Here is a 22,477-nt window from a genome sequence, read left to right as displayed (position 1 = left end):
GAGCCTCCTTTACTTCGCTATAATTATTATTGATTTACTTTTACCATAGCCGGGCGAATGACCCGGTCATGTAATTGATACCCTTTTTGCATCGTTTCCACAACTACATTGGAACCGTAGTTTTCATCTTCCACCTGCATGACTGCCTGATGTTTATGGGGATCAAATTCCTCTCCGTCAGCAGGAATTTCTTCAACGCCTTCTTTTTCAAGGGCAGATTTGAATTGTTGATAAACCATTTCCACACCATCAGCAAATCCTTTTGCGCTGTCTCCTTCGACTTGAAGTGCACGCTCGAAGTTATCTAAGACAGGAATAAGTTCACTTATAAGATCCTTGGACTTATATTTTCTATCTTCTTCCTTTTCTTTTTGCGTGCGACGTTTGAAATTATCGTAATCCGCCTGAATACGCATCAAGCGATTATAAATTTCGTTCTTTTCTTCTTCCAACCGCTCATATTCAGATTTTTCTTCAGTTTCTTCTGACGTGTCAGCCACTTCATCCTGAATATCATCCTGTTCATCGATGATCTCCTGGTTGGTTTCTTTCTTCTCTTCCACGTCTTCCACCTCCTCAAATCCATTCACCGTTACTGACTATAACACGAAACCTTACCCTACAAAAGTATTTGAAAAACATGGCATGCAATCGGGATATTTTCTAAGTTTACAGCTTGTTTTCACTCACTTTGATACCACGATTGGAACGTCTCTGTCATTTCCTGAGAGAGTACATTCATGAGTGAAATCACACGATTGTATTCCATCCGGGTAGGCCCCAGTAAGGCAATGGTACCCATCTGATCTTCTCCGAGTCTGTAAGTAGCCGTAATCAATGTGCAATTCTGCATGGCATCAAACTGATTTTCATGGCCAATTTTCACATTCAAACCGCTTTGATCCGAACGGAGTAAGTGGGCAATTTCATTTTCTTTTTCAATCATTCCGTAAAGCGATCGCACCTTATCCAAATCTTTGAATTCGGGCTGCATTAAAATGTTGGTTTTACCACCTACATATAACTTGGCAGGCTGTTCATCCAATAAAGCCGCTCTCAAATACTCAAATGCATTCTCATAATCACGCGTGTGTTTCCGCAATAACTCAGAAACCTCGAGATAAAGTTTCTCGTGCAACTGCACCAAGGGGACACCTGACAATTTTTCATTCAAAATATTTACCATTTTCCCTAAATCCGAAGCATCTATTTCAGCTGGCACATTAAAAGCACGATGTTCAACATGCCCTGTATTGGTGACGAGGATCGCAACCGCCGATTGATCATTCAACGGTACGATTTGAAGTTGTTTCAGCTTCGTCTCAAATATTTCCGGACCCAGGATAATGGACGTATAATTTGTTAAATCAGAAAGGATCCCTGCGGATTTTTGTACAACACGTTCATATTCGAGCATACGATCCTTAAAGGCTTCATGGATGATATTCATCTCTTGGTTAGATAGTTTTAAAGGAGAAAGTAAGTGATCGACGTAAAACCGATACCCTTTCTCTGAAGGGACTCTTCCGGAAGATGAATGTGTTTTTTCAATAAAGCCCATTTCTTCAAGATCTGCCATTTCATTTCGGATTGTTGCTGAACTGAAGGTTACTTTCTGCATTTTGGAAATGGCACGCGAGCCTACAGGCTGCGCTGAATGGATGAAATCATCAATAATAACTTGAAGAATCAGCAATTGTCTATCTGTCAACATGATGATCACCTCTGTTAGCACTCATTTAAAGCGAGTGCTAAATCTATTAATAAATTATCAAATGGGCTCATGGATGTCAACGCGTTCAATTTATTTTTTTTAGAATGTTCACGATTCGTTGATGAATGTTATATGCCACGTTCTCTCACGACAAGTAAGGCTTACCACTTCTACAGTGGAAAGCTGTTAGAACACAGGACAGTTCAATCATCGATTAAGAATGCTTGAAAAACTTCATTGCCAAGCATTTTTCCTTTTGACGTCAATCGAACAGCAACTTCATCTTCTTGTAATAAACCCCGATTCTGTAAAGATGTTATGGCCTCCTGATAGACGTTATGCATCGAACGATTGTATCGCTCCTGAAATACGGCCTTCTGAACCCCTTCTGCTTTTCTTAAACCCAGGAACATTTCTTCTTCCATCATCTCTTTACGGCCGATAGGTTCTTCGTGCAATACAGGCCTGCCATTTTCACAGGCTTGTTTTACATAGGCAGGTAATGGTCGGATATTGATCAATCGTTTCCCTGGCAGATACCCATGGGCACCGGCACCGAAGCCATAATAAAAATGGTTGTTCCAATAGGTCAAGTTGTGTTGACTTTCATACCCTTCTGCCGCAAAATTACTGATTTCATAATGGTTTAATCCGGCGTCGTTCATTTTTCGCTGCAGCATTTCGTACATCACAGCTTCGTCCTCTTCGGGCGGTTTACTTAATTCGCCTCGTTTGTACCGTTGATAAAATACAGTTTTCGGTTCTATTTGCAAAGAATAAGAAGAGTAATGAGGAAGGTTGAAGGCTAATGCTTCATCGATTGTTTCTTCAAAATCATGTACGGACTGACCAGGCAACGCATACATAAGATCAATACTAATGTTCGAAATGTCTTTATTTAACAAAGCTTCAATATTAGTGTAAACATCTTTTTTGCGATGCAGACGTCCGATTTTTTCTAACATGGCATCATCAAAAACCTGGACCCCCATGGAGACGCGATTCACACCATAAGCTGCCAACAATTGAATTTTCTCCGAATTGAGATCACCAGGGTTGGCCTCAAATGTGTACTCCATGTCCCCAGATATATGAAAGTGCTCGTCCACCATCTGCAAGAAACGTCGCAATTGCGCTTCAGATAATATCGTTGGAGTGCCTCCCCCCACAAATATCGTCTCAACTTGAACAGGCTCAGGGAGATAATGGTTCATTTCGTTCTCGAGCGCATCTAAATAATCGTCCGCTTGTTTTTCCGTATAAAAGAACTTTGTAAAATCGCAATAATGGCATATCTGCTGACAAAAAGGAATGTGTATATATGCTGAGGGTATGCGCATGCTGTTTCCACCTTTCAAAACAAAACCGCAAGAGCTGTCTCCTGCGGTTTCATCCTGCTATCATTTAGTCATCATTAATTTCTAATACAGACATGAATGCTTCCTGGGGCACTTCAACTGATCCGACCATCTTCATCCGTTTTTTTCCTTCTTTTTGTTTTTCCAGCAGTTTACGCTTACGCGTAATGTCGCCGCCATAACATTTTGAAAGGACATTTTTACGGATGGCTTTGATTGTCGAACGGGCTATGATTTTATTTCCAATTGCCGCCTGGACAGGCACTTCAAACTGTTGTCTCGGAATTAAATCTTTCAATTTTTCTACGATTTGTTTTCCACGCTCATAAGCAAAATCCCTATGCACGATAAACGACAGCGCATCAATGGTATCACCGTTCAATAAGATATCCATTTTTACTAAATTCGAGTCACGATAGCCGATCATTTCATAATCGAATGATGCATAACCTTTTGTTTGTGATTTCAAGGAATCGAAGAAATCGTACACAATTTCAGATAAAGGTATTTCATAAACGATATTGACACGATTGTCATCAAGGTATTGCATATCCATGAAATTGCCGCGTTTTCTTTCACATATTTTCATTACGGGTCCGACATAGTCCTCTGGAACCATGACCGTTGCTTTGACGAAAGGTTCTTGAACTTCATTCACGCGTTGATTATCAGGCATCATGGATGGGTTATCGATCATGATGTCCTCATCGTCGGTCGTTTTTACTTGGTAAATAACACTTGGAGCAGTCGTAATTAAATCAATGCCGTATTCCCGTTCAATCCGTTCTTGAATGATTTCCATATGCAGCATGCCGAGGAACCCGCAACGGAATCCGAAACCGAGTGCTTGAGAAGTTTCTGCTTCATACTGTAATGACGAATCATTTAATTCCAGACGCTCCAAAGCGTCTCTCAGGTCGTTATAATTGCTTGCATCGACCGGATACATGCCACAGAAAACCATCGGATTCAAACGTTTATAACCCGGAAGCGGTTCTTCTGCAGGGTTTTTGACCTGAGTAATCGTATCACCGACGCGGCTGTCACCAATATTCTTGATAGAGGCCGTCATATAACCGACATCCCCGACATTAAGTTCCTCGAGCGGAGTCGGTTTCGGGCGGAATACGCCCACTTCATTCACTTCAAACTCCTTGCCTGTCTGCATCATCTTTATCTTGTCGCCTACCTTAATAGAACCTTCACGGACACATATGTACGCAATAACTCCGCGGTAGGAATCATAAAGTGAATCAAATATGAGAGCTTTTAAAGGATCATCTGGACTACCGGCTGGAGCAGGGATATCCGTCACAATACGTTCGAGAATTTCATCGACGCCCACGCCATCTTTTGCCGACGCTAATATGGCATCAGATGCATCAATTCCGATTACATCTTCTATTTCCTGTTTGATTCTTTCCGGCTCTGCACTGGGCAGATCGATTTTGTTGATAACGGGAATGATTTCCAAATCATTCTCAAGCGCTAAATAAACATTTGCTAACGTTTGGGCTTCGATCCCTTGTGCCGCATCAACAACGAGAACGGCACCTTCACAGGCAGCCAAACTTCTGGAAACTTCATACGTGAAATCGACGTGACCGGGAGTATCAATCAAATGAAACGTATAATCATCGCCGTTTTCATGAAGGTAATTCAACTGAACGGCATTCAGTTTGATGGTGATGCCGCGTTCACGTTCCAAATCCATGGCATCTAAAAATTGTTCTTTCATTTCTCGCTGCGTTAACGCCTTCGTTTTCTCCAATATGCGATCAGCCAATGTGGATTTCCCATGATCAATATGAGCAATAATCGAGAAATTTCGCACACGCTGTTGTTTACTTTGACTAGACACCTAACATCACTCCTACTATTTTCCGCACATAACTAGTCTAGATTATAGCAATAGTATCACCATTATTCAATCATCATCCCCCGTACCTGGTACAAAATCATATTATTGAACGCACTGTTTATTCACAGCGTTAACGGTGGTAAAGCGGCCTCCCGCGCAATGAATTGAGCTATGAGGAGTGAATAAACGAGCTAAAGGTTACGATGACTCCATTAAACACGCCTGATACACCTGACCCAAGGGACTGTGCCGTTTTGACGCTCCACGGAGCAGCTGATGCCCTGGCAGGTTCGGCACATTCCTCTTTAGTTTGATCGGACTGTTCTTTTTTCGATGATGGCTTCTCCCGTTCTGCTGCTTGTTCAGTAAGATGAGGGGGGTGTGGATCATTGACCGCTTCACGTTCGTTCCCTTTTTGGGCACCAAACAGTGCACCTGAGACAAATACCATTAAAATGATGCCGATCACAAGCAACGTTCTCATATTGGCTCCCCCTCGCTCAATCTGTGGTCACTTTTTCTGCATCCCAGTAATAATCACTGAACACATCAGCCATCGCATCGGCTGAACGATACAATTCGTCAAGGTTATTCCCGACTCCTCCGAATTCTATGAGCATTGCGTTTTGGGAAATGTCCTGATTATATTTTCCATCAACTCCCGCGCCTTTTTTTGTTATAACACCGCGGCTTAACCCTGGGTACGATTGTTCAAGCCGTTTGTGCAGGTCTGAGGCGAGTTTTAAGTTCTTTTCGTACTGGGGATGTTCAGCACCGACTACAAAAATTAAGCGAGCATAGGGTTTATCCTTTATGGTAGTAGTCGTTAAATTTTTCGGCAGACTGTCTCTGTGAAGGTCCATAAAATATTTAAAGTTATTATCATTCGTTGCCGCAGCCTCTACAATCGGTCTCGAAGCGTCATAAGACTGATAGTACGGCATGCCTTTTTGATTCAACACTTGAGTAACATCGGTTTTATCTACTTTTGTTCCGATGCCATTATCTTTAAGCGTTTCGGATAAGCGGTCGCCCACTTTCGTAATATTAACTTCCCCGTGATAAGCTTCAGAAGAAGGAGTTCCCTCCGGCAAATGAGGAAGAAAAGATTCACGGTTGTGCGTGTGATAGATGAACACCACTTCTTTTCCATTCGTACTCTCCCGATCATTAGGTTCTGGGCGTTCCGGTGCTTGTTCCTCGGTATCAACCGCTTCTCTGTCCTTTTGCACCACGTCGATGGGAGCCTGAGATTCAATAGGCAAGTTTGTATAATCGGTTCCTTCCCCGGCAATGATGATATCACCATTGTAAGATGCCAGTCCCGGTATTTCCCTCCCTAATAAACTGCGTGGGTCATTGGGCGTCAAACTAGTCAATAAATTGAACGAAATGGATGACAAATTCGGCGGCGTGTGGCCGGAAGGATAAGCGCTTTTAAAGACCCGATTCTCCATTTGAAACAGATAGAGAAATGAGGCTGCCGGAAGTTGGCTCGTCCATTCTTGCACAGTGTCAGAATACACACGGTATGTCGTTTTAGCTCCAGTCAGAACCCCTATACCAATCATGAGCAGCATCATGAACGCGACTAAAATTCCCGTCCATTGGGATATACGTTTCCATTTATGTGATCCTTGCGGCTTCAGCAATCGCTTAGGCATATATATCAACTCCCATCACAGTTCTGAATCGTTACTAGAGTCTATGAAGGGAGAAAAAATAATAGAACCGGAATCTATCAGAGAAGATTCCGGTTGAGGTTATCGTGTGAATGACGGTGAATCACCATAATCGATGCGTTCATGCAGCGCATTATTAATGCCATTTGCAATGACGTGAGCCATATCTGCTATAAACTCATCGACTTCTTTTGGTGTAACCATTAAATTATGGCCAAGAGGGGTCAAAACTTCTTCAATCAGTTGCCGCTTCTCGGCTTTCCCTAACTGGCCCAATATCCCTAACACCGCTTGCCGCTGCTCAGAGTCAGGCATATCTTCTTCCGTGAGTTTTTTATCACTGAATGGGTTAGAAGCAAACGACAAATCGTTCGAAGGTTCATCTTTTTCATTCCACTCACGTCCAAAATGCTTTAGAATATATTCGATTGTATCATTCGTTATGGTGACAGCATCGACTACAGTGGGAACTCCAATGGAAAGCACAGGAATATGATACGTTTTCTCACTGATTTCATCCCGTTTATTACCGACGCCTGAACCGGGATGGATGCCAGTGTCTGATAATTGAATGGTGGCGTTGATACGGTCAATTGAACGTGAAGCAAGCGCATCTACCACAATAACAAAATCAGGGTGAGCTTCCTTAATCACGCCGTGAATGATCTCACTCGTTTCTATGCCCGTCACTCCCATAACGCCGGGAGTAAGTGCGGAAACGGGCCTGTAACCTTCTGAAACAGTCTCAGGATGTAAGTTGAATAGGTGGTTGGTAACGAGTACTTTTTCCATGACTGACGGACCTAACGCATCCGGTGTGACACTTCGATTCCCAAGTCCCACCACCAGACAATGAGCATCTTTGCTTAAACCTGCCCTATCGAGCAACCGCACAATTTCTTCTGAGAGAACATTGGCTAATGTCGCCTGCATCTCCGTATCTTGTTTTCTTATAGCAAGGGATTCTAATGTAATGTATTCCCCAGCTTTTTTACCGATACGCTCGACTGCTGATTTTTCAATCGTCACGTATGTAAGCTTGATGTCTTCTCGACTCTCTTCCTTGACAATCACACCTTGTTCGTTAGATTGTTTCGCTTGATCACGATCGACTGTATCCTTAGCTTCAACAGCCAAATCTGTCCGAATTTGCATAAATGGATCACCTTTCATTTGAGCACCTCCTGCCTTTATGTTCTGCCAGCGACAAAAAATTTATGCCCAGGCCATCTCACATTTTACAAATATGTTGAAAACACCATAACGCTTTGGTAAAATGACTCTTGTTCGATATGAATATTACTTTTATGTTTTTACCTGGGAGGTGAAACAATGCCTAACATTAAATCTGCAGTTAAGCGTGTGAAAACAAGCGATGAATCTTATGTTCTCAACCAAGCATTCAAATCTGACATGCGTACGGCTATCAAACGAGTCGAAAAACTTGTAGCGAGCAAAGACGTTGAGAATGCAAAATCAATGCTCCCAATTGCTGTCAAGAAAATTGATAAAGCAATCCAGCGTGGCGCTCTTCACAAAAATAACGGCGCTCGTCAGAAATCCCGCCTAACTCAAAAAGTAAACGCTTTGTAATACACTTTTATCTGATGACCGTCAAGCGATCCTACCCTTATGGATCGTTTTTTCGTTTTCATCTTTGATGTGAAAAAAATGCTTTCCAGCCAATAAGCGGCCGGAAAGCATTTTTTACCCTGACTGTGATCCTTGCTTACGTATATCCATTAACTGATAGAGCATCATTTCAAATGCTAACGATTGTTCCATTAACCCCTGCTTCATTTTGTGATCGGTTTCCGCTATAGAATCGATAATACTTTCCAATTCTGTTAACGAAAATTTCCTTTCCCGTTTCAGAGCCATTTTTATCACATAAGGGTGGGCTTTAATATAAGGGCGCATGTGGTTTTCTGTATAACCTTTTTGCTTTAAAATTTTGGCTAATACGATCGTACGGAACTGAGAAGCTAATAATGCTGTTAAAGCGATGGGTTCTTCGTTCGCTTTTTGCAAATCCTTATACAATTCAATGGCCCTCGTTAAATCCTGATCCATAACGGCATCAACCAGCTTCAAGCCAGAAGTCTCTGCACTATGGGATAATAGGTTTTCAGCCATTTCCTTTGTTATGGTTCCTCCTGCTTCTACATTCAACGCTAATTTTTCCATCTCACTGCGAAGAGCCATCAGATTGGTTCCGACTTCTCGCACAAAAAGTTCATGAACATGTGAAGGGATCGTTATGTTATGTTCCTTTGCTAACGCATCAATCCACTCATCTACATCCCACTCCCTTACCGGGTGACACTGAACCACCTCACCATTATTTTTGATCTGCTTGAATATTTTCTTACGTTCATCCAGCTTTTCATAAGGCGCGACAATGACCAACGTCGAGTAATCCACCGGGTTTTCAGCGTATCGCAAGAGAACATCGGTGTGGTGCTCAAATGGAAGCTTGTCCGGTTTACCTTTCATAAAAGTCGGATTATGGGCAAAAATGACCTTGTGTTCACCCAAAAAAGGGTATGTTTCGGCATCCGTAATGACATCTTCTATCGGTGTTTCCTCTAGATCATAGTGAGAGACATTCATTTCCATATCATCTTCTGTAAGCCCTGTCTCCAGGATTTTTCGCCTTATCTCTTGAATTAAATACATTTCTGTTCCATATAATAAATATAAGCGTGACAATTTTTTTTGCTTCAGCTTTTTTATGGTTTCCAAATAACTCATCATTTTCCTCCAATATATGTAGCAAAAAATGGGTACTTTGATCGCATGACATGTTTGATTCTTCATTGGTATCATTATTTTATGGGTGTTAGGCGCCCATGTCAAAATCCAACTGGAACCAAAACGCAATTCAAAGTACCCAGGCAATCTATATAAACGCCGCTTTCCTAGGCCCGGGCTTAAGAAAGCAGACGATGTTGTTCCCTTCACTCTTTAGCATAGCCTGAACATCGTGTTATTATCTGTGACAAGTCTTGCTAGCTTAGGGAAACACTTGAATTGCCCCGAAAAATTTTTTCATTTAATATGAAATGTAGATTTTTACCTTGGATTGGATTATACTTAGTAATTGATATAGGAGGGGTTACCATGAATGAATTTAAGAAAGAAATCCAGTCGAAAAATAATGATGTCGTAGATTCAGGAATGGGATTCATATTCTCATTCGTGTTCTTTTTTGTCATCTTTTTCATTGGCGTCATATTTAATGCTCTATCCTAGTCAAATTACGTAAAGGCTGCTGAAATAGCAGTCTTTTTTACTTTGTACTGTCATTATACGGTAGAAAGGTCTGAAACGTTCCTGAATCTGTCGTAAATCGATATTGCACGGCCCCGTGCCGGTCTGTCCTGAAAAGGAAAACTTTTTTCTCCTCCAATAAGGACGTCACCATGCGATGCGGGTGACCATACCTATTGTTTTTACCGACTGAAATAAGCCCTGCTTGAGGGTTGAGATGATCCACCCACCGTTCATGCGTGGAGGTTTGGCTGCCATGATGACTCACTTTTAGCACATCTGCTTTTAAACGCGGGTGTGTTTTTAATATATGCTGTTCTATTTCAGTCGAAATATCTCCTGTAAACAGCCAATTCAGTTTCCCTAATTCTGCTGATAAGACTAAAGAGTTATCGTTCGCATTTCCATACGAGCCAGCAGGGTGGAGAACGTGAAAATCATATCCAGCAATCGTGAGCGTCTGCCCAGCTGATAAGAAAGTATGCGCACTCCTCTCGAGTTGCTCCGGCTTTTTTAAGGTATGGTGGCGGCCGAAATGAGGCGAAGTATAAACTCTGGAAACGTCAAAAGCCTCTATAAGCTGACGCGCACTCCCGCTATGATCCTGATCATTGTGGCTGAGAATGAGCCCGTCAATGGTCGTAATTCCTCTAGAACGCAAAAAAGGTTCAATTATACGTGTAAAGACATAATTTTCCCCCAATTGATCTGAATAAACAGGAGATCCTGCTGCATCTATCATGATTACGCCTTTGCGAAAAGGTAATTCAATAACAAACGCATCACCTTGCCCAATATCGAGCATCGTTACTTGACCGTATTTGGATAAATAAGGTTTGAGGCTGAAAGCTATGAGAACACATACGCTCAGAAGCCCAAATAGAAATGTTTGACGTAATTTTTGTGTGATCCATGAACGCATGAACTGAAAAAATCCTACATAATAAAGCACGATAAAAGGAAGAGAAATTTCACCTACGTTCCATAAAAACTGAAAAGTGGCATCCCATCTGGTAAACAGTTCAATCACCACTTGATGAACCGTCACGAATAAACGTGAAAGGAAATAACCAGCAGGTGAATAAAGGAGGGTTACTGTGAAGATCACAAACATGAAGGGGATGACAATCAAAGAAAAATAAGGAACAAATAGAATATTTGCGAACAGTGAGAGAGGATTAAACTGATAAAATTCCTTAATCTGAATAGGCAATATGGCCATTTGGCAGATCAAACTCAAGGAAACGAGTTGCCAAACCCCCGAGGGGAGCGTCGTAAATAGAGGACGCGAAAGTACAATACTGAATGTGACCAGAAAAGAAAATTGGAAGCCAAGATGATGAATGATAGAGGGGGAAATGATCAGCATCGTCAGCGCAGCGAGGGCCAATAAATCTGTGGGAGCTATTTTGAGTTTGAATTTTACAATCACTAAAGCAATTGTGCCCATTATGGAAGCCCGTATGACGGAAGGAGCGCCACCAGCAACCAGACCGTATATGGGGATCAGGAGGATCAACACCCACTGGGCATGTTCACGCGTGAGCCATCCACTACGATAGCACAGGAAGTAAACGGCTCCCATAAACAGTCCAATGTGCAGCCCTGAAATCGCCAAGATATGGGATAAGTTCCAACGTCTGAATAATGACACAGTCTCTTCATCAAGCGCTTTATCATCTCCGAGAACAAGCGCGGCAAGCCACGGATACCCTTCCGGGTGGAGCGATTGTTTCATAAACGTGTTGACGTCATGACGCCAATCGATTAATGGCGCCAACAGTGAACTCCCCTTGCACGTCATAGCTGATCGGGAATCCAGGATAACTTGATAAGCAATCCCCTGTTTTTGTAAATAACGCCGATAATCGAATTCACCTGGATTTCGTGCTTGATCCGGCATCGTTCTGCTCCCGGTTAAGGAGCAATAAGCGCCATGTTTCCAACTGTCCGGCACGTCCAGATCCTGATCATTCAGATAAACCACTTGAACAAGTTGTTCATCCTGTTCCTCACGAAATAACATGTTTACAGCTGAAGGCGTTTTGTCTCGATCACTTATGATCCGGCCATTTATGTGTATGCTTTCCTCTTTTACTTCAACATCGGGGAAAAGTGGAAAAAACAAGCTCCCTACTCCAAAAGCACTCCCTAACAACAGCAAGCCTGCCGGGTGACGATGAAATTGCCATAACCACCAAATTAATAATCCTGCGCCTGCATACGTTAAGGTGTAAAGGGAGCAGATTCCACCTAATAAAAAGGCCAAAACCAAATGATACAGCCTTACACTCAACTTTCCTGATTATCGGTGTCAGCGTATAAGTGTTCGATATCCTGCTTTAGCTTAGGAATGTCTAAATCCTTTCGGTTAGATTGTTCTAATTCACGGATTAAATAATGCATATAGGCTTTCTTTTCGGTTCTATGCTGTTCAAAAGGAGGATCTTCTAGCGGCACTTTTTCCACTGTAACCTCTGCTTGTTGAAACAGCTCAATCGCGTAAGGATGATTCTTATAATCTTCACTATAATAAACCGCCTTGATACCTGCCTGGATAAGAGCCTTCGTGCAATGGATGCAAGGAAAGTGTGTGACGTATAACTCGGCACCTTCAGTAGGTACACCGAATTTGGAGCATTGGAGTAATGCATTCATCTCGGCATGGATGGTTCTGACGCAATGCCCATCAATGACATAACATCCCTGATCGATGCAGTGCACGCCTCCTGAGACGCTCCCATTGTATCCACCTGCAATCATTCTTTTCTCACGTACGATTGTTGCACCGACAGAAAGCCGTTCACACGTACTTCTTAATTTAAGTAAATGGCTCTGTGCCATGAAATATTGATCCCAAGAGAGTCGTTTCATACATAAGCTCCTTTGTAACATATGATTTAAAAACAGTTTATCTGTGTATCAAAACCGCGTCAATTGCTTATGGAAGTTGAATATCTTCTTTGATATTAGCCAATGTGCTTTCCCCTACTCCTGAAACATCAAGTAAATCTTCTGGCTTTTTAAATAGGCCATTTTCATCCCGATGCTGAATAATGGCTTCAGCTTTAGCGGTCCCAATACCGTTTAATTGCGTCAGTTCCTCGACAGACGCGTCATTGATGCGAATTTTCCCTCCTTTATTCCACGCCTTTTCACCTCCTTCTATTGTCGCCATGACCAGCACGACCATCTCATCTTCGAGCTTTTGAGCACGGTTGACACTCACTGGATCTGCCGAATCAGTCAGGCCCCCGGCCAGCTCTATTGCATCATTGACACGCATGCCCGGCTTCACCTCGTATATCCCCGGGGCGCGAACCTCCCCTTTTACATCCACCGTTAATACTTCAGGTTGCGCTATGGTGTCAGCAGCATCAGTTTGATGTTCAGGTGAGAGCGAGATGTTTTCATTTATTTCCTGCCCCGGCTCTTTATCAAGTAGAAATGCGACGTATAAAAAGACGCACAAAACAGGAGCAACCCATAGATATTTTTTTATTTTCTCCAAGCTTCAGGCACTTCCTTTCATATTTTCAGGCCATTTGCATACATTGGTAAAGCTATGACTTCAGGGAGGGATCATCATGAAGTGGGGAATTATAGGGATCGGAAACATGGGGGGCATTCTGGCAAAAACGTTGATTTCCAGCGGTGCCATCGAAGCGGATAAATTATCGATCACAAATCGTACACGCAGTAAAGCAGAAGCCTTTCAGCAGGAATATCCAGACGTAAACATTGAGGAAACAGCTGCAGATGTCGCCAAGAAATCTGACATAATCGTAATTAGTGTAAAACCAGCTGATTATAAACATGTCATCCGTGTAATTAAACCCGTTGTCACTCAAGACAGTTGTATCGTATCCATTACGAGTCCAGTATCGGTGTCGCAGTTGGAAACCGCCTTGTCATGCCAAGTGGCCAGGATCGTCCCTTCCATTACCAACCAAGCCTTTGCAGGTGTCAGTCTCGTTACAGCCGGTAGACATTTAAGCAGAGCGTATGAAGAAATTCTGCTCCAGACTTTCAAACATTTTTCGAAACCAGTTCATATTCAAGAAGAACATATTCGTGTGTCCTCCGATATTGTTTCATGCGGCCCAGCTTTCATCAGTTCTCTAATGGAGCATTGGATAAAAGCTGCGAGCGACGTCGCGGGTATTCCAAAGGCGACAGCCACTACGCTGACCGGAGAAATGTTGATTGGATACGGAAAACTTTTGTCAACAGGTGTATACGATCTCTCTGAATTAACAGCAAAAGTTAGGGTAAAAGGCGGCGTAACAGGGGAAGGACTCGATGCATTGGAAAAACATAGAGGGGAATTATTTCAGCACATGTTTGAAGCCACTCAAGCAAAGCATAGAAGGGATAAAGCTGAAATTACATTGGATTAATGTAATAATACGACATCGATTTCGCTTTTCCTGCAAAAAAAATCAAATGGAAACAAGATTCGTTTCCATTTGATTTCAACTTTGTTTATGACACACAAAGAATAATCGCTCGCATGCGTCAGATTCCTGTTCGATAGGATGATGAGAGAAATCACAGGAAACACGGACGTTCACAAACCCAGAATCCTCAAGCCAACGCTTAAGGTCTGCCATCGTGTAAGCACGTTGCACATGCGTTTCATCAAAGCGGCGATAGGTATCGTCTTCTAACAGAAAAAACGTCAAATCATGAACAATCTCACCTGGTTGATCACCAGGGTCACAGAACCAGATATATGAGAGCTCATCATAGACTTCAGCGAAAGTCGCCCCTGCCAACGACCTTGATACATAAGAAAGCGCATGAACGTCAAATAGAAACAAGCCGGAATCTTCGAGAGCGTGATAGACATTCCTGAACACCATCTTCAGCTCTTCTGATGTTGTTATGTAATTCAATACATCACAGAAGCTGATGACCGCATTAAATTTCCAATCGCTCTCCAGTTGAAGCATGTCCATGTGCAGCCAGGAAATCTGTTGATCTGGTCGCGCTTTTTGCCGCGCCAGCGCAAGCATATCTTCAGATAAATCCACACCCGTCATGCGGTAATGCAACTCATTCATACGAAGTGTAATCTCACCGGTTCCACACCCCAAATCCAATACGTCCATGGGGGAGGAAGCAGCGTATGAAGAGAGGGCGGAGTGTGCCCACTCCACCCATTTATCGTAAGGCACATCCGCCATTAATTGATCATACACATAGGCCATTTCTCCATAGGACATCGTTAGCTGCCCAGACTTTCCACGGCAACCGTTGGAGCATCGCCCCAAAGACGTTCCAAATTGTAATAATGCCTTTCATCTTTATGGAAAATATGGCAAACAACGTCATTCAAATCAAGCAAGATCCAACGAGCTTGGTCAAAGCCTTCCATCCGCTTCACTTCAATCCCGTTTTCTTCCGCCTCATCTTTAACGCCTCTGGCAATTGCTTGAACTTGCCGTTCATTTGAGCCCTCGCAAATTAGAAAATAATCGCTGATCAACGATACATCTGACATATTCAATACGATAATATCTTCCGCCCGTTTATCATCACAGGCATTTGCGATTTTTTTTACAAGCTCTTTACTATCCATTTATTCCCCTCCAAGGTTATGAATTCAAAATGATATTTTGTAAATTATTATATGCATGAAACGTGTCAGGGTAAACAGGCTGATGTTTATTCATTAAAAAAGTAATGGTATTAGAAGCAGCAGCCAAACACGCTTTATTTAGATCAGATTCAGCTGTTTTCCTCACTTCCTCCACACCTGGAAACGTTCTGCCCGGTTCAATATAATCCGCCAGAAAAATAATTTTATCGAGATGACTCATATTTTTCTTTCCAGTGGTGTGACAAGCGATAGCTTGCGAAACTTCTCGGTCCTCTAAACCGTACTCGAACTCCAGCATCACCGCGCCTACAGGCCCATGCCAGAGACCATGGTGATGACTCAACAAATCCTTAGGCAAACGATGATCTTGGAGAATCCATCTACGCATTTCTTCACGATCACGATATTTGGCATAATCATGAAGAATACCAGCTAACTCCGCTTGTTCCACATCACCGCCAAACCGCTCTGTCAACTGAATAGCTGTATCCGTCACACGGATAGTATGCTCAAAACGTTCCGTATTCAAATGTGGTTTGACAAAATGTAAGGCTTGCTCACGATTTACCCGCATAAACGCCATGCTCCTTTATATAGTGTGCAACGGAATCCGGGACAAAATAACGGAAGGTCTGACCGGAAATTGCTCGTTTTCGTATATCTGTAGATGAAATGTCTACGAAAGGAATATTCACCTTCTTAACAGGCAGCTCGGAGCTCAATTCATGCCCAAGACGTTTAACCCCTACAAACTGGACAAGTTCAAGCAATTCATGGATCCCATACCAATTCGGTAAATCTTCCACCATGTCGCCTCCAATAATGAAGTAGAACATAGCGTCCGTCTCGTTTTGCTTAAGCGCTTTAATCGTGTCGAATGTATAAGAGGTCCCTTCCCGTCTAAGTTCAATATCGCTTACACGAAAATGTGGGTTGCCCTCTACTGCTCGTTTTGTCATTTCAAGGCGATCGGCTCCAGAAACAGTAGAAGCTTGTTTATGTGGGGGAGTATGAGAAGGGATAAACCAAATCTCATCCAGGTCTATCGCACAGCGAACTTCTTCCGCAATGATTAAATGCCCCATATGTGGTGGATCAAACGTACCGCCTAGAATTCCGATTCGTTTCATACAAGCGACTCCCTTTAAGGTAATTCAATCTCTTGGTTCGTCATCGATTCTTTATATAATATAATAGTATTACCGATGATCTGAACCACATGTGCTCCTGTTCCATCCTCTAAGGCTTCAGCTACTTGAAACTTGTCCTCCATGCAATTTTGCAGGATACTTACTTTGATCAATTCCCTTTTTTCCAAGGCTTCAGATATTTGAGTGGTCATGTTTTCATTGACCCCCGTTTTCCCCACTTGAAAAATCGGTTTTAATTGATGCGCTTCTGAACGCAAAAATCGCTTTTGTCTTCCTGTCAACATGATGTTTCTCCTTTCAGGTATTGCTCCAATTCTTGGCTTAATGTGCGGCCGTCCAGTTTATGCCCAGTCCATGTATAAAATGAATAAATGGCTTGATGTAACAACATCTCGTGACCGTAATGGATGCGTGCTCCTTTTTGTTTTGCTTCCTGCAAAAATCTAGTTTCAAGCGGACGGTACACAATATCACTGACGACTGTATTGCTAGCCAAACGTGTCGGGGCAAAAATTTGATTTTCATGATGAGGATTCATGCCTACCACGGTAGTGTGAACCACTAGCTGATACGAGTTGATATGCTCCTCCGCTTCTGTCAGAGACAATATACGAGACCTGACGTGACTGGGCCCGATATCAACTATCCCCTCTGCCTTATCACGTGAACGGTTGGCGATATCGATTTCAGTGATGCCACCGTTGGCTAGTGCGAAATAGATGCCTTTTGCCGCTCCTCCTGCCCCGATCAATAACACGCTGCAATCGCTTTGAAAGATATCGGGGTAGGCGATTTGCAGCGACTGCACAAACCCTGTTCCATCTGTATTGGACCCGATCCATTGCCCGTTCTCATTTCTTACGGTATTGACGGCTCCGATTGCAGCTGCTTCCGAATCCATTCCATCTAAAAAAGGGATGATTTTTTCCTTATATGGGACGGTAACATTAAATCCCGTTAATCCCTCTTGTTTCAACTCTGCTAATTGATCGGAGAATGTATCCGGATGAATTTCATATAGGTTGTACGAGCCATTTATGTCAGCATGTGCCATTAAACGTCGATGGATCCAAGGCGACAGCGAATGCCCGATGGGATAACCAATTAAACCTAATTTCATTTATTCGTTCCTCCTATATCAAAGATTCGCGCAGGGCCACTTTGACCCCTGATGGTGCATGGATCGTTACCGTCACCCCGGCATGAGGTATTGTAATCCATCCAAGCCCGGAGATAACGATATCCGTTTTATCATGTTCTATTGAAAATGTGTGCGGTTTTAACCTGGGCAGCATGTCAATCGACTTCTCATCTGGCGGTGAGAGTAGTTCTCCAAGGTGCTGCGTATATAAATGCTCGGCATTCTCTGTTTTAGTTCGATGAATCACCAGCTCATTTGCGAAATAACAGACAAAAGAAGATGGATCCCCTTTTTCAAAATCCATCCGTGCCAGTCCTCCAAAGTAGAGGGTTTGTCCGGCCTGCAATTGATAATTCCGCGGTTTTATTTCTTTATGAGGCGTGATGATTTTTAAATCGCGTTCTGAGACATAATGAGCCATTTGATGGCGTTGAATGATGCCCGGGGTATCAAACAAGGCGCTTTCATCATCAAGGGAGATATCTATAAACCCGAGTGTGGTCCCGGGGAAATACGATGTTGTAATCGCATCCTTCATGCCTGAGGAATACTCGATCAAACGGTTAATAAAAGTAGACTTGCCCACATTCGTTGTACCGACTACGTAAACATCACGATGGTCGCGAAGTCGATCGATTACCCCCATCAACTGCTCCATACCGTGGCCTTTTTCAGCCGAGACAAGTTCCACATCTTTTACGAGCAAACCTTGCTCTTTAGCTTCCTGCCTCAGCCATTGTTTTACCCGGTTGTGATTAACAGCTTTAGGTAGAATGTCCATTTTATTACCCACCAGCAAGACAGGGTTATGACCGGTCAATCGGCTCAACCCCGGGAGAAAACTCCCATTAAAATCAAAGATATCAACGATGTTCACCACAAGGGCATCCCGATCGCCAATTTGATGCAGCATCGTTAAGAAGGCATCATCCTGATAAGGGATATCCTGCACTTCATTATAATGCTTCAATCTGAAGCAACGTTTGCAAATGACATCTTCCCTTTGAAGTGCTGAAGGAGGCGCATAGCCTGGTTGTGCAGGATCTTCCGATTGAATTTCTGCTCCGCACCCTTGGCATATCGTGACACTCATTGGCGATCATTCCTTTCCCACGTTATTTTACCTTGTTTTCTCATCCAACTTAATATTCGCCGCTCAATTTTCCGGTTGAATTTCGTGACCAACCCGTCCGATTCAACAACCGGAACCACTAAAATCGTATGAAATCCAGCCATATTTCCTCCGATTACATCAGTCATGATTTGATCACCTATGACCACAATTTCTTCTTTATCGACATTCATCTGCTTTTGAGCTTTTTTAAAAGCTTTTGACAATGGTTTCCGCGCACTATAAATAAAGCTCGTATCAAGTGGCTCTGAAAACACTTTGACTCGCTTTTGTTTATTATTTGAAGCAATGGTCACTTTAATGCCATGCTCGTCCATCGATTGAAACCACTTAACGATCGCCGGGGTGGCATCGACAACATTCCAAGCGACCAACGTATTATCCAAGTCTGTAATGATCCCCTTGACCCCCTTATCTTTCAATTGCTTGGGGTCAATATCAAATACGCTGCTTACATGTTCATTAGGCAAAAGAAACTTTAGCAAACCGTTTCACCTCATTCAGTTGTATTACCGTTAATTTCTCCTTACTCATCATAAACAAATTCCCTGCTGTGTTCAAAGCAAACTGATCTCTTTTTACAAAAAGAACAAAAATCGTTCGACAATATCCTACAATACTTTGCTTGTGGATAAGTTTATACACAAAATTAACATGCTTTTCGTATTACATTGACAAGGTTTAGCAATTGTTACTCACAACTTATCTACAACTGCCTGTAGATAAGTGAATAGTTGTTCAGTCTATAGATTCATGATAAGGTTATTTTGCACATTTAGAAAAACGTTTATATGAATCATGAAACAGGGAGGTGTGGGTCACAAAGGTGACATGAACATGGATCATATTCCCGACCCTTTACTTATAGAGTCTTATCAAAAAGCTCGTGAATTGAACTTAAGTCCAGAGTTTATCGAATTGATGGAACAGGAAATTATTCGCCGCTCACTGCTGCACCTCAAGCATTCTACTGCAAAAGAAGCAGGTTAAACCAAATCCCTATAACTTTAGCTGTGACGTACATGGTGAACCCATGTACGTTTTTTATACCCCATAAGCTTCCATTCCTGTCATATATTCTGTACTTTCCCTGATTATTTGTCATAAAATCGTAAAATCCTAGAATGGGTTGGGGGAATTCAGTTGATTAAACCCCTGTTTATTGATTACAATTGAGAGAATCGACTAATTAATGACCGTTTGATCAAGGGAGGACCACCCAGATGCTTACATCTGTTTTATTACCTTTTATTGCAGCACTTTTTATTCCATTGATTAGTAAATGGAAAGAAAAGGTCCACACAGGTATTTTCGTTACGCTCATCCCGCTTGCCGTGTTTATTTATTTCATACAGTTCATTGGCGCGGGATTTGAACCCGTTACACGGGAATACAGCTGGATTCCCTCAATGAATATGAATATCTTGTTTCACCTCGATGGGCTAAGTTTACTGTTTTTATTATTAATCAGCGGAATTGGAACGTTGGTTGCGTTCTACTCTATCTATTATTTACATACCTCGGAACAGCTCGGACAATTTTACGTCTTTTTCCTATTGTTTATGGGATCTATGCTTGGCGTTGTGCTTTCTGATAACGTTTATGTTTTATATACGTTCTGGGAGTTCACGTCTCTCTCATCCTTTCTGTTGATCGGATTCTGGAATCATCGGGAACGCTCAAGATATGGCGCATTGAAATCCATGCTCATTACCGTCTTTGGGGGGCTGAGCTTGCTGGGTGGATTGATCTTCATGCAAGTGATTACGGGCACAGCCAGCATTCAAGGCATGATCGAGCAACAGGAATTGATTTTAAACCATGAGTATTTTCCAATGATACTCACCTTTTTATTGTTAGGGGCCTTTACAAAATCGGCTCAATTCCCTTTTCACATCTGGCTGCCTGATGCTATGGAAGCGCCAACTCCCGTCAGTGCCTACTTGCACTCAGCAACAATGGTTAAAGCCGGTTTATTTCTAATTGCCCGCTTTTCTCCAATGCTGACAGGTTCAGAATGGTTTTTTCTCTTCGTTAGCGGGTTTGGAATCATAACACTGTGCTGGGGGTCATATATGGCCGTAAGGCAGACCGATTTGAAAGCCATCCTTGCCTTCTCCACGATCAGCCAATTAGGCATGATTATGGCTATGTTAGGGTTTGGTACGGATATGGCCATATTTGCTGCCGTATTTCACATCTTGAATCACGCAACATTCAAAGGAAGTTTATTTATGGTGGCCGGTATAGTGGATCACGAAACAGGTACGCGGGATATACGTAATCTCGGCGGATTGATGACGTTCCTGCCTATCACAGCCACACTGGCTGTAATCGCATCATTTTCGATGGCAGGTGTACCCCTTCCCTTCTTGAATGGGTTCTACAGTAAAGAATTGTTTTTCGATGCTTCCATTCACTTTAATGAAGGGGCGCAAGGTGCTGTGGCCATCATGCAATCCATTTTGCCTTACTTGGCAGTTATCGGAAGTATTTTCACTTTTGTCTATTCCATGTATTTTTTCTTTGGGACTTTCAGAGGGGAATCCAATATGGACAAACTCCCGAAAAAACCGCACGAAGCTCCGATAGGCATGCTCGTAGCACCTGCAGTCCTCGTACTAGGTGTCATTGTCATCGGCTTATTTCCTGAACTTATCAACCAACCGTTTATCTCTCATGCAGCGGATAGTATTAAAGCAGGAGATATAGATAAATCGATCAGTTTTTGGCACGGCATCAAACTCCCATTGATTATGTCTTTGGCTGTCCTGGCGTTTGGAACCATTCTGGCGCTGTCACGTCCTAAATGGCAGGGCGTTTACCGCATATTGCCGGGCAAATTAAGTCTCAATTCCTTCTATGATGGGACAGTAAAACGTACTGAAACTTATTCAACTGCGATTACAAACGGCTATATGAATGGTTCATTAGCACGCTACGTCCGATTAATCATCGGAGCTATCATTATTGTCACCTTTTCAATTATGGCGATAACCGGCTCATTCACGATATCAAACGAGGACTTATCAGCCTTGACGGCTCCTGAAATCTTCATCGCTCTTACGATGGTGATTGCAGCAGTTGGAACGATCATCACCAATAACCGGATCGCTGCTATTTTGATTCTTGGTGTCGTTGGGTATGGCCTCGCTATTTTATTTGTGCTCTACCGGGCTCCAGACCTGGCCTTGACACAGTTGATCATTGAAACCGTTACGGTCGCTTTATTCTTGTTGGCGTTTTATCACATGCCTCAGCTTGAAAAGAAAACGGAAACGAAACGGAAGAAATCCTTGAATCTGACGATAGCCATCGGGTTCGGTGCTCTGATGAGTATGATCGGGATTTCTGCACATAGCAGTAAAGCGTTCGATTCCATCTCTGACTACTTTTTGAAAACGTCACACTCATTAGGCGGCGGAGATAATGTGGTCAACGTCATTTTAGTTGACATGCGTGGACTTGATACCGTGCTGGAAATTACAGTCTTAGGCATAGCAGCTTTCGCCATTTATGGATTAGTTCGTTTAAGACGTCATAAGGATGAGGAGGGATAG

General features: G+C 42.7%; 24 protein-coding genes. 5 read left to right on the top strand and 19 right to left on the bottom strand.

The features are described 5' to 3' along the window. Positions 1-26: 26 nt before the first annotated feature. From grpE to gpr, 7 genes are all read right to left on the bottom strand, one after another. Positions 27-563, bottom strand: a complete 537-nt coding sequence (grpE, locus tag HOP45_RS17150) for a nucleotide exchange factor GrpE (RefSeq protein ID WP_181350609.1) — start codon at positions 561-563, stop codon at positions 27-29. Between the two features lie 119 nt (positions 564-682). Next, positions 683-1,714, bottom strand: coding sequence for a heat-inducible transcriptional repressor HrcA (gene hrcA / locus HOP45_RS17145; protein WP_181350608.1), 1,032 nt, complete (start codon positions 1,712-1,714; stop codon positions 683-685). A 203-nt stretch (positions 1,715-1,917) separates the two neighbouring features. After that, positions 1,918-3,054, bottom strand: a complete 1,137-nt coding sequence (hemW, locus tag HOP45_RS17140; RefSeq protein WP_181350607.1) for a radical SAM family heme chaperone HemW — start codon at positions 3,052-3,054, stop codon at positions 1,918-1,920. Positions 3,055-3,118: 64 nt separating this feature from the next. Next, complete coding sequence (gene lepA / locus HOP45_RS17135; RefSeq protein ID WP_181350606.1) at positions 3,119-4,933, bottom strand: translation elongation factor 4; 1,815 nt, start codon at positions 4,931-4,933, stop codon at positions 3,119-3,121. Between the two features lie 169 nt (positions 4,934-5,102). After that, positions 5,103-5,417 carry a hypothetical protein gene (locus tag HOP45_RS17130; protein ID WP_181350605.1) on the bottom strand — a complete coding sequence of 105 codons (315 nt, stop codon included), beginning with the start codon at positions 5,415-5,417 and terminating at the stop codon, positions 5,103-5,105. A 16-nt stretch (positions 5,418-5,433) separates the two neighbouring features. Next, complete coding sequence (gene spoIIP / locus HOP45_RS17125) at positions 5,434-6,597, bottom strand: stage II sporulation protein P (protein WP_181350604.1); 1,164 nt, start codon at positions 6,595-6,597, stop codon at positions 5,434-5,436. A 99-nt stretch (positions 6,598-6,696) separates the two neighbouring features. Continuing rightward, positions 6,697-7,788, bottom strand: coding sequence for a GPR endopeptidase (gpr, locus tag HOP45_RS17120; protein WP_181350603.1), 1,092 nt, complete (start codon positions 7,786-7,788; stop codon positions 6,697-6,699). 159 nt (positions 7,789-7,947) lie between these two features. Between gpr and rpsT the strand changes: the two genes are divergently transcribed. Continuing rightward, positions 7,948-8,208, top strand: a complete 261-nt coding sequence (gene rpsT, locus HOP45_RS17115) for a 30S ribosomal protein S20 (protein WP_181350602.1) — start codon at positions 7,948-7,950, stop codon at positions 8,206-8,208. A gap of 114 nt (positions 8,209-8,322) precedes the next feature. Here the strand turns inward: rpsT and holA are convergent, their stop codons facing one another. After that, positions 8,323-9,369, bottom strand: coding sequence for a DNA polymerase III subunit delta (gene holA / locus HOP45_RS17110; protein ID WP_181350601.1), 1,047 nt, complete (start codon positions 9,367-9,369; stop codon positions 8,323-8,325). Positions 9,370-9,738: 369 nt separating this feature from the next. On the opposite strand from holA, the gene HOP45_RS17105 reads away from it, so the two are divergent. Further along, a complete protein-coding gene (locus HOP45_RS17105) occupies positions 9,739-9,870 on the top strand; it encodes a YqzM family protein (RefSeq protein WP_181350600.1) in 132 nt (43 codons plus the stop codon). 37 nt (positions 9,871-9,907) lie between these two features. On the opposite strand, the gene HOP45_RS17100 is transcribed toward HOP45_RS17105, so the two are convergent. The 3 genes from HOP45_RS17100 to HOP45_RS17090 all read right to left on the bottom strand — a co-directional run bounded on the left by HOP45_RS17100 (position 9,908) and on the right by HOP45_RS17090 (position 13,399). Continuing rightward, positions 9,908-12,157: a DNA internalization-related competence protein ComEC/Rec2 gene (locus HOP45_RS17100; protein ID WP_255437737.1), complete on the bottom strand. Its 2,250-nt coding sequence runs from the start codon at positions 12,155-12,157 to the stop codon at positions 9,908-9,910. A gap of 23 nt (positions 12,158-12,180) precedes the next feature. Further along, the gene (locus HOP45_RS17095; RefSeq protein WP_181350598.1) at positions 12,181-12,762 is read right to left on the bottom strand and encodes a ComE operon protein 2; all 582 of its coding nucleotides are present in this window, start codon (positions 12,760-12,762) and stop codon (positions 12,181-12,183) included. Positions 12,763-12,829: 67 nt separating this feature from the next. Beyond that, a complete protein-coding gene (locus tag HOP45_RS17090) occupies positions 12,830-13,399 on the bottom strand; it encodes a helix-hairpin-helix domain-containing protein (RefSeq protein WP_255437732.1) in 570 nt (189 codons plus the stop codon). Between the two features lie 76 nt (positions 13,400-13,475). On the opposite strand from HOP45_RS17090, the gene comER reads away from it, so the two are divergent. Further along, on the top strand, positions 13,476-14,288 hold the full coding sequence (comER, locus tag HOP45_RS17085) for a late competence protein ComER (RefSeq protein ID WP_181350597.1): 813 nt from the start codon (positions 13,476-13,478) through the stop codon (positions 14,286-14,288). Between the two features lie 75 nt (positions 14,289-14,363). Here comER and HOP45_RS17080 read toward each other — a convergent pair whose 3' ends face one another. From HOP45_RS17080 to HOP45_RS17045, 8 genes are read right to left on the bottom strand one after another with little or no spacing between them, the layout of a single operon-like run. After that, the gene (locus HOP45_RS17080) at positions 14,364-15,116 is read right to left on the bottom strand and encodes a class I SAM-dependent DNA methyltransferase (protein WP_181350596.1); all 753 of its coding nucleotides are present in this window, start codon (positions 15,114-15,116) and stop codon (positions 14,364-14,366) included. 2 nt (positions 15,117-15,118) lie between these two features. Next, positions 15,119-15,472, bottom strand: a complete 354-nt coding sequence (gene rsfS, locus HOP45_RS17075; RefSeq protein ID WP_181350595.1) for a ribosome silencing factor — start codon at positions 15,470-15,472, stop codon at positions 15,119-15,121. Between the two features lie 16 nt (positions 15,473-15,488). Continuing rightward, positions 15,489-16,067: a bis(5'-nucleosyl)-tetraphosphatase (symmetrical) YqeK gene (yqeK, locus tag HOP45_RS17070; protein ID WP_181350594.1), complete on the bottom strand. Its 579-nt coding sequence runs from the start codon at positions 16,065-16,067 to the stop codon at positions 15,489-15,491. Beyond that, complete coding sequence (locus HOP45_RS17065) at positions 16,051-16,623, bottom strand: nicotinate-nucleotide adenylyltransferase (RefSeq protein WP_181350593.1); 573 nt, start codon at positions 16,621-16,623, stop codon at positions 16,051-16,053. Before HOP45_RS17065 ends, yqeK begins: the two co-directional genes overlap by 17 nt. Before the next feature lie 14 nt (positions 16,624-16,637). Further along, entirely contained in the window at positions 16,638-16,928 is a 291-nt protein-coding gene (yhbY, locus tag HOP45_RS17060; protein WP_181350592.1) for a ribosome assembly RNA-binding protein YhbY, read from the bottom strand. Continuing rightward, entirely contained in the window at positions 16,922-17,764 is an 843-nt protein-coding gene (gene aroE, locus HOP45_RS17055) for a shikimate dehydrogenase (RefSeq protein WP_181350591.1), read from the bottom strand. Before aroE ends, yhbY begins: the two co-directional genes overlap by 7 nt. Before the next feature lie 13 nt (positions 17,765-17,777). Beyond that, positions 17,778-18,878, bottom strand: a complete 1,101-nt coding sequence (yqeH, locus tag HOP45_RS17050) for a ribosome biogenesis GTPase YqeH (protein ID WP_181350590.1) — start codon at positions 18,876-18,878, stop codon at positions 17,778-17,780. Next, the gene (locus tag HOP45_RS17045) at positions 18,875-19,402 is read right to left on the bottom strand and encodes a YqeG family HAD IIIA-type phosphatase (RefSeq protein ID WP_181350589.1); all 528 of its coding nucleotides are present in this window, start codon (positions 19,400-19,402) and stop codon (positions 18,875-18,877) included. The genes yqeH and HOP45_RS17045 overlap by 4 nt, the downstream gene beginning before the upstream one ends. A gap of 352 nt (positions 19,403-19,754) precedes the next feature. Between HOP45_RS17045 and HOP45_RS17040 the strand changes: the two genes are divergently transcribed. Together HOP45_RS17040 and mbhE are read left to right on the top strand one after the other, a co-directional pair. Further along, entirely contained in the window at positions 19,755-19,907 is a 153-nt protein-coding gene (locus HOP45_RS17040) for a sporulation histidine kinase inhibitor Sda (RefSeq protein WP_181350588.1), read from the top strand. A gap of 233 nt (positions 19,908-20,140) precedes the next feature. Continuing rightward, a complete protein-coding gene (mbhE, locus tag HOP45_RS17035) occupies positions 20,141-22,477 on the top strand; it encodes a hydrogen gas-evolving membrane-bound hydrogenase subunit E (protein ID WP_181350587.1) in 2,337 nt (778 codons plus the stop codon).

The organism is Thalassobacillus sp. CUG 92003, assembly GCF_013618635.1.
GTDB lineage: Bacteria > Bacillota > Bacilli > Bacillales > Halobacillaceae > CUG-92003.
The sequence above is the reverse complement of the archived record's forward strand: the minus strand, read 5'-3'. Positions and strand labels throughout refer to the sequence as shown.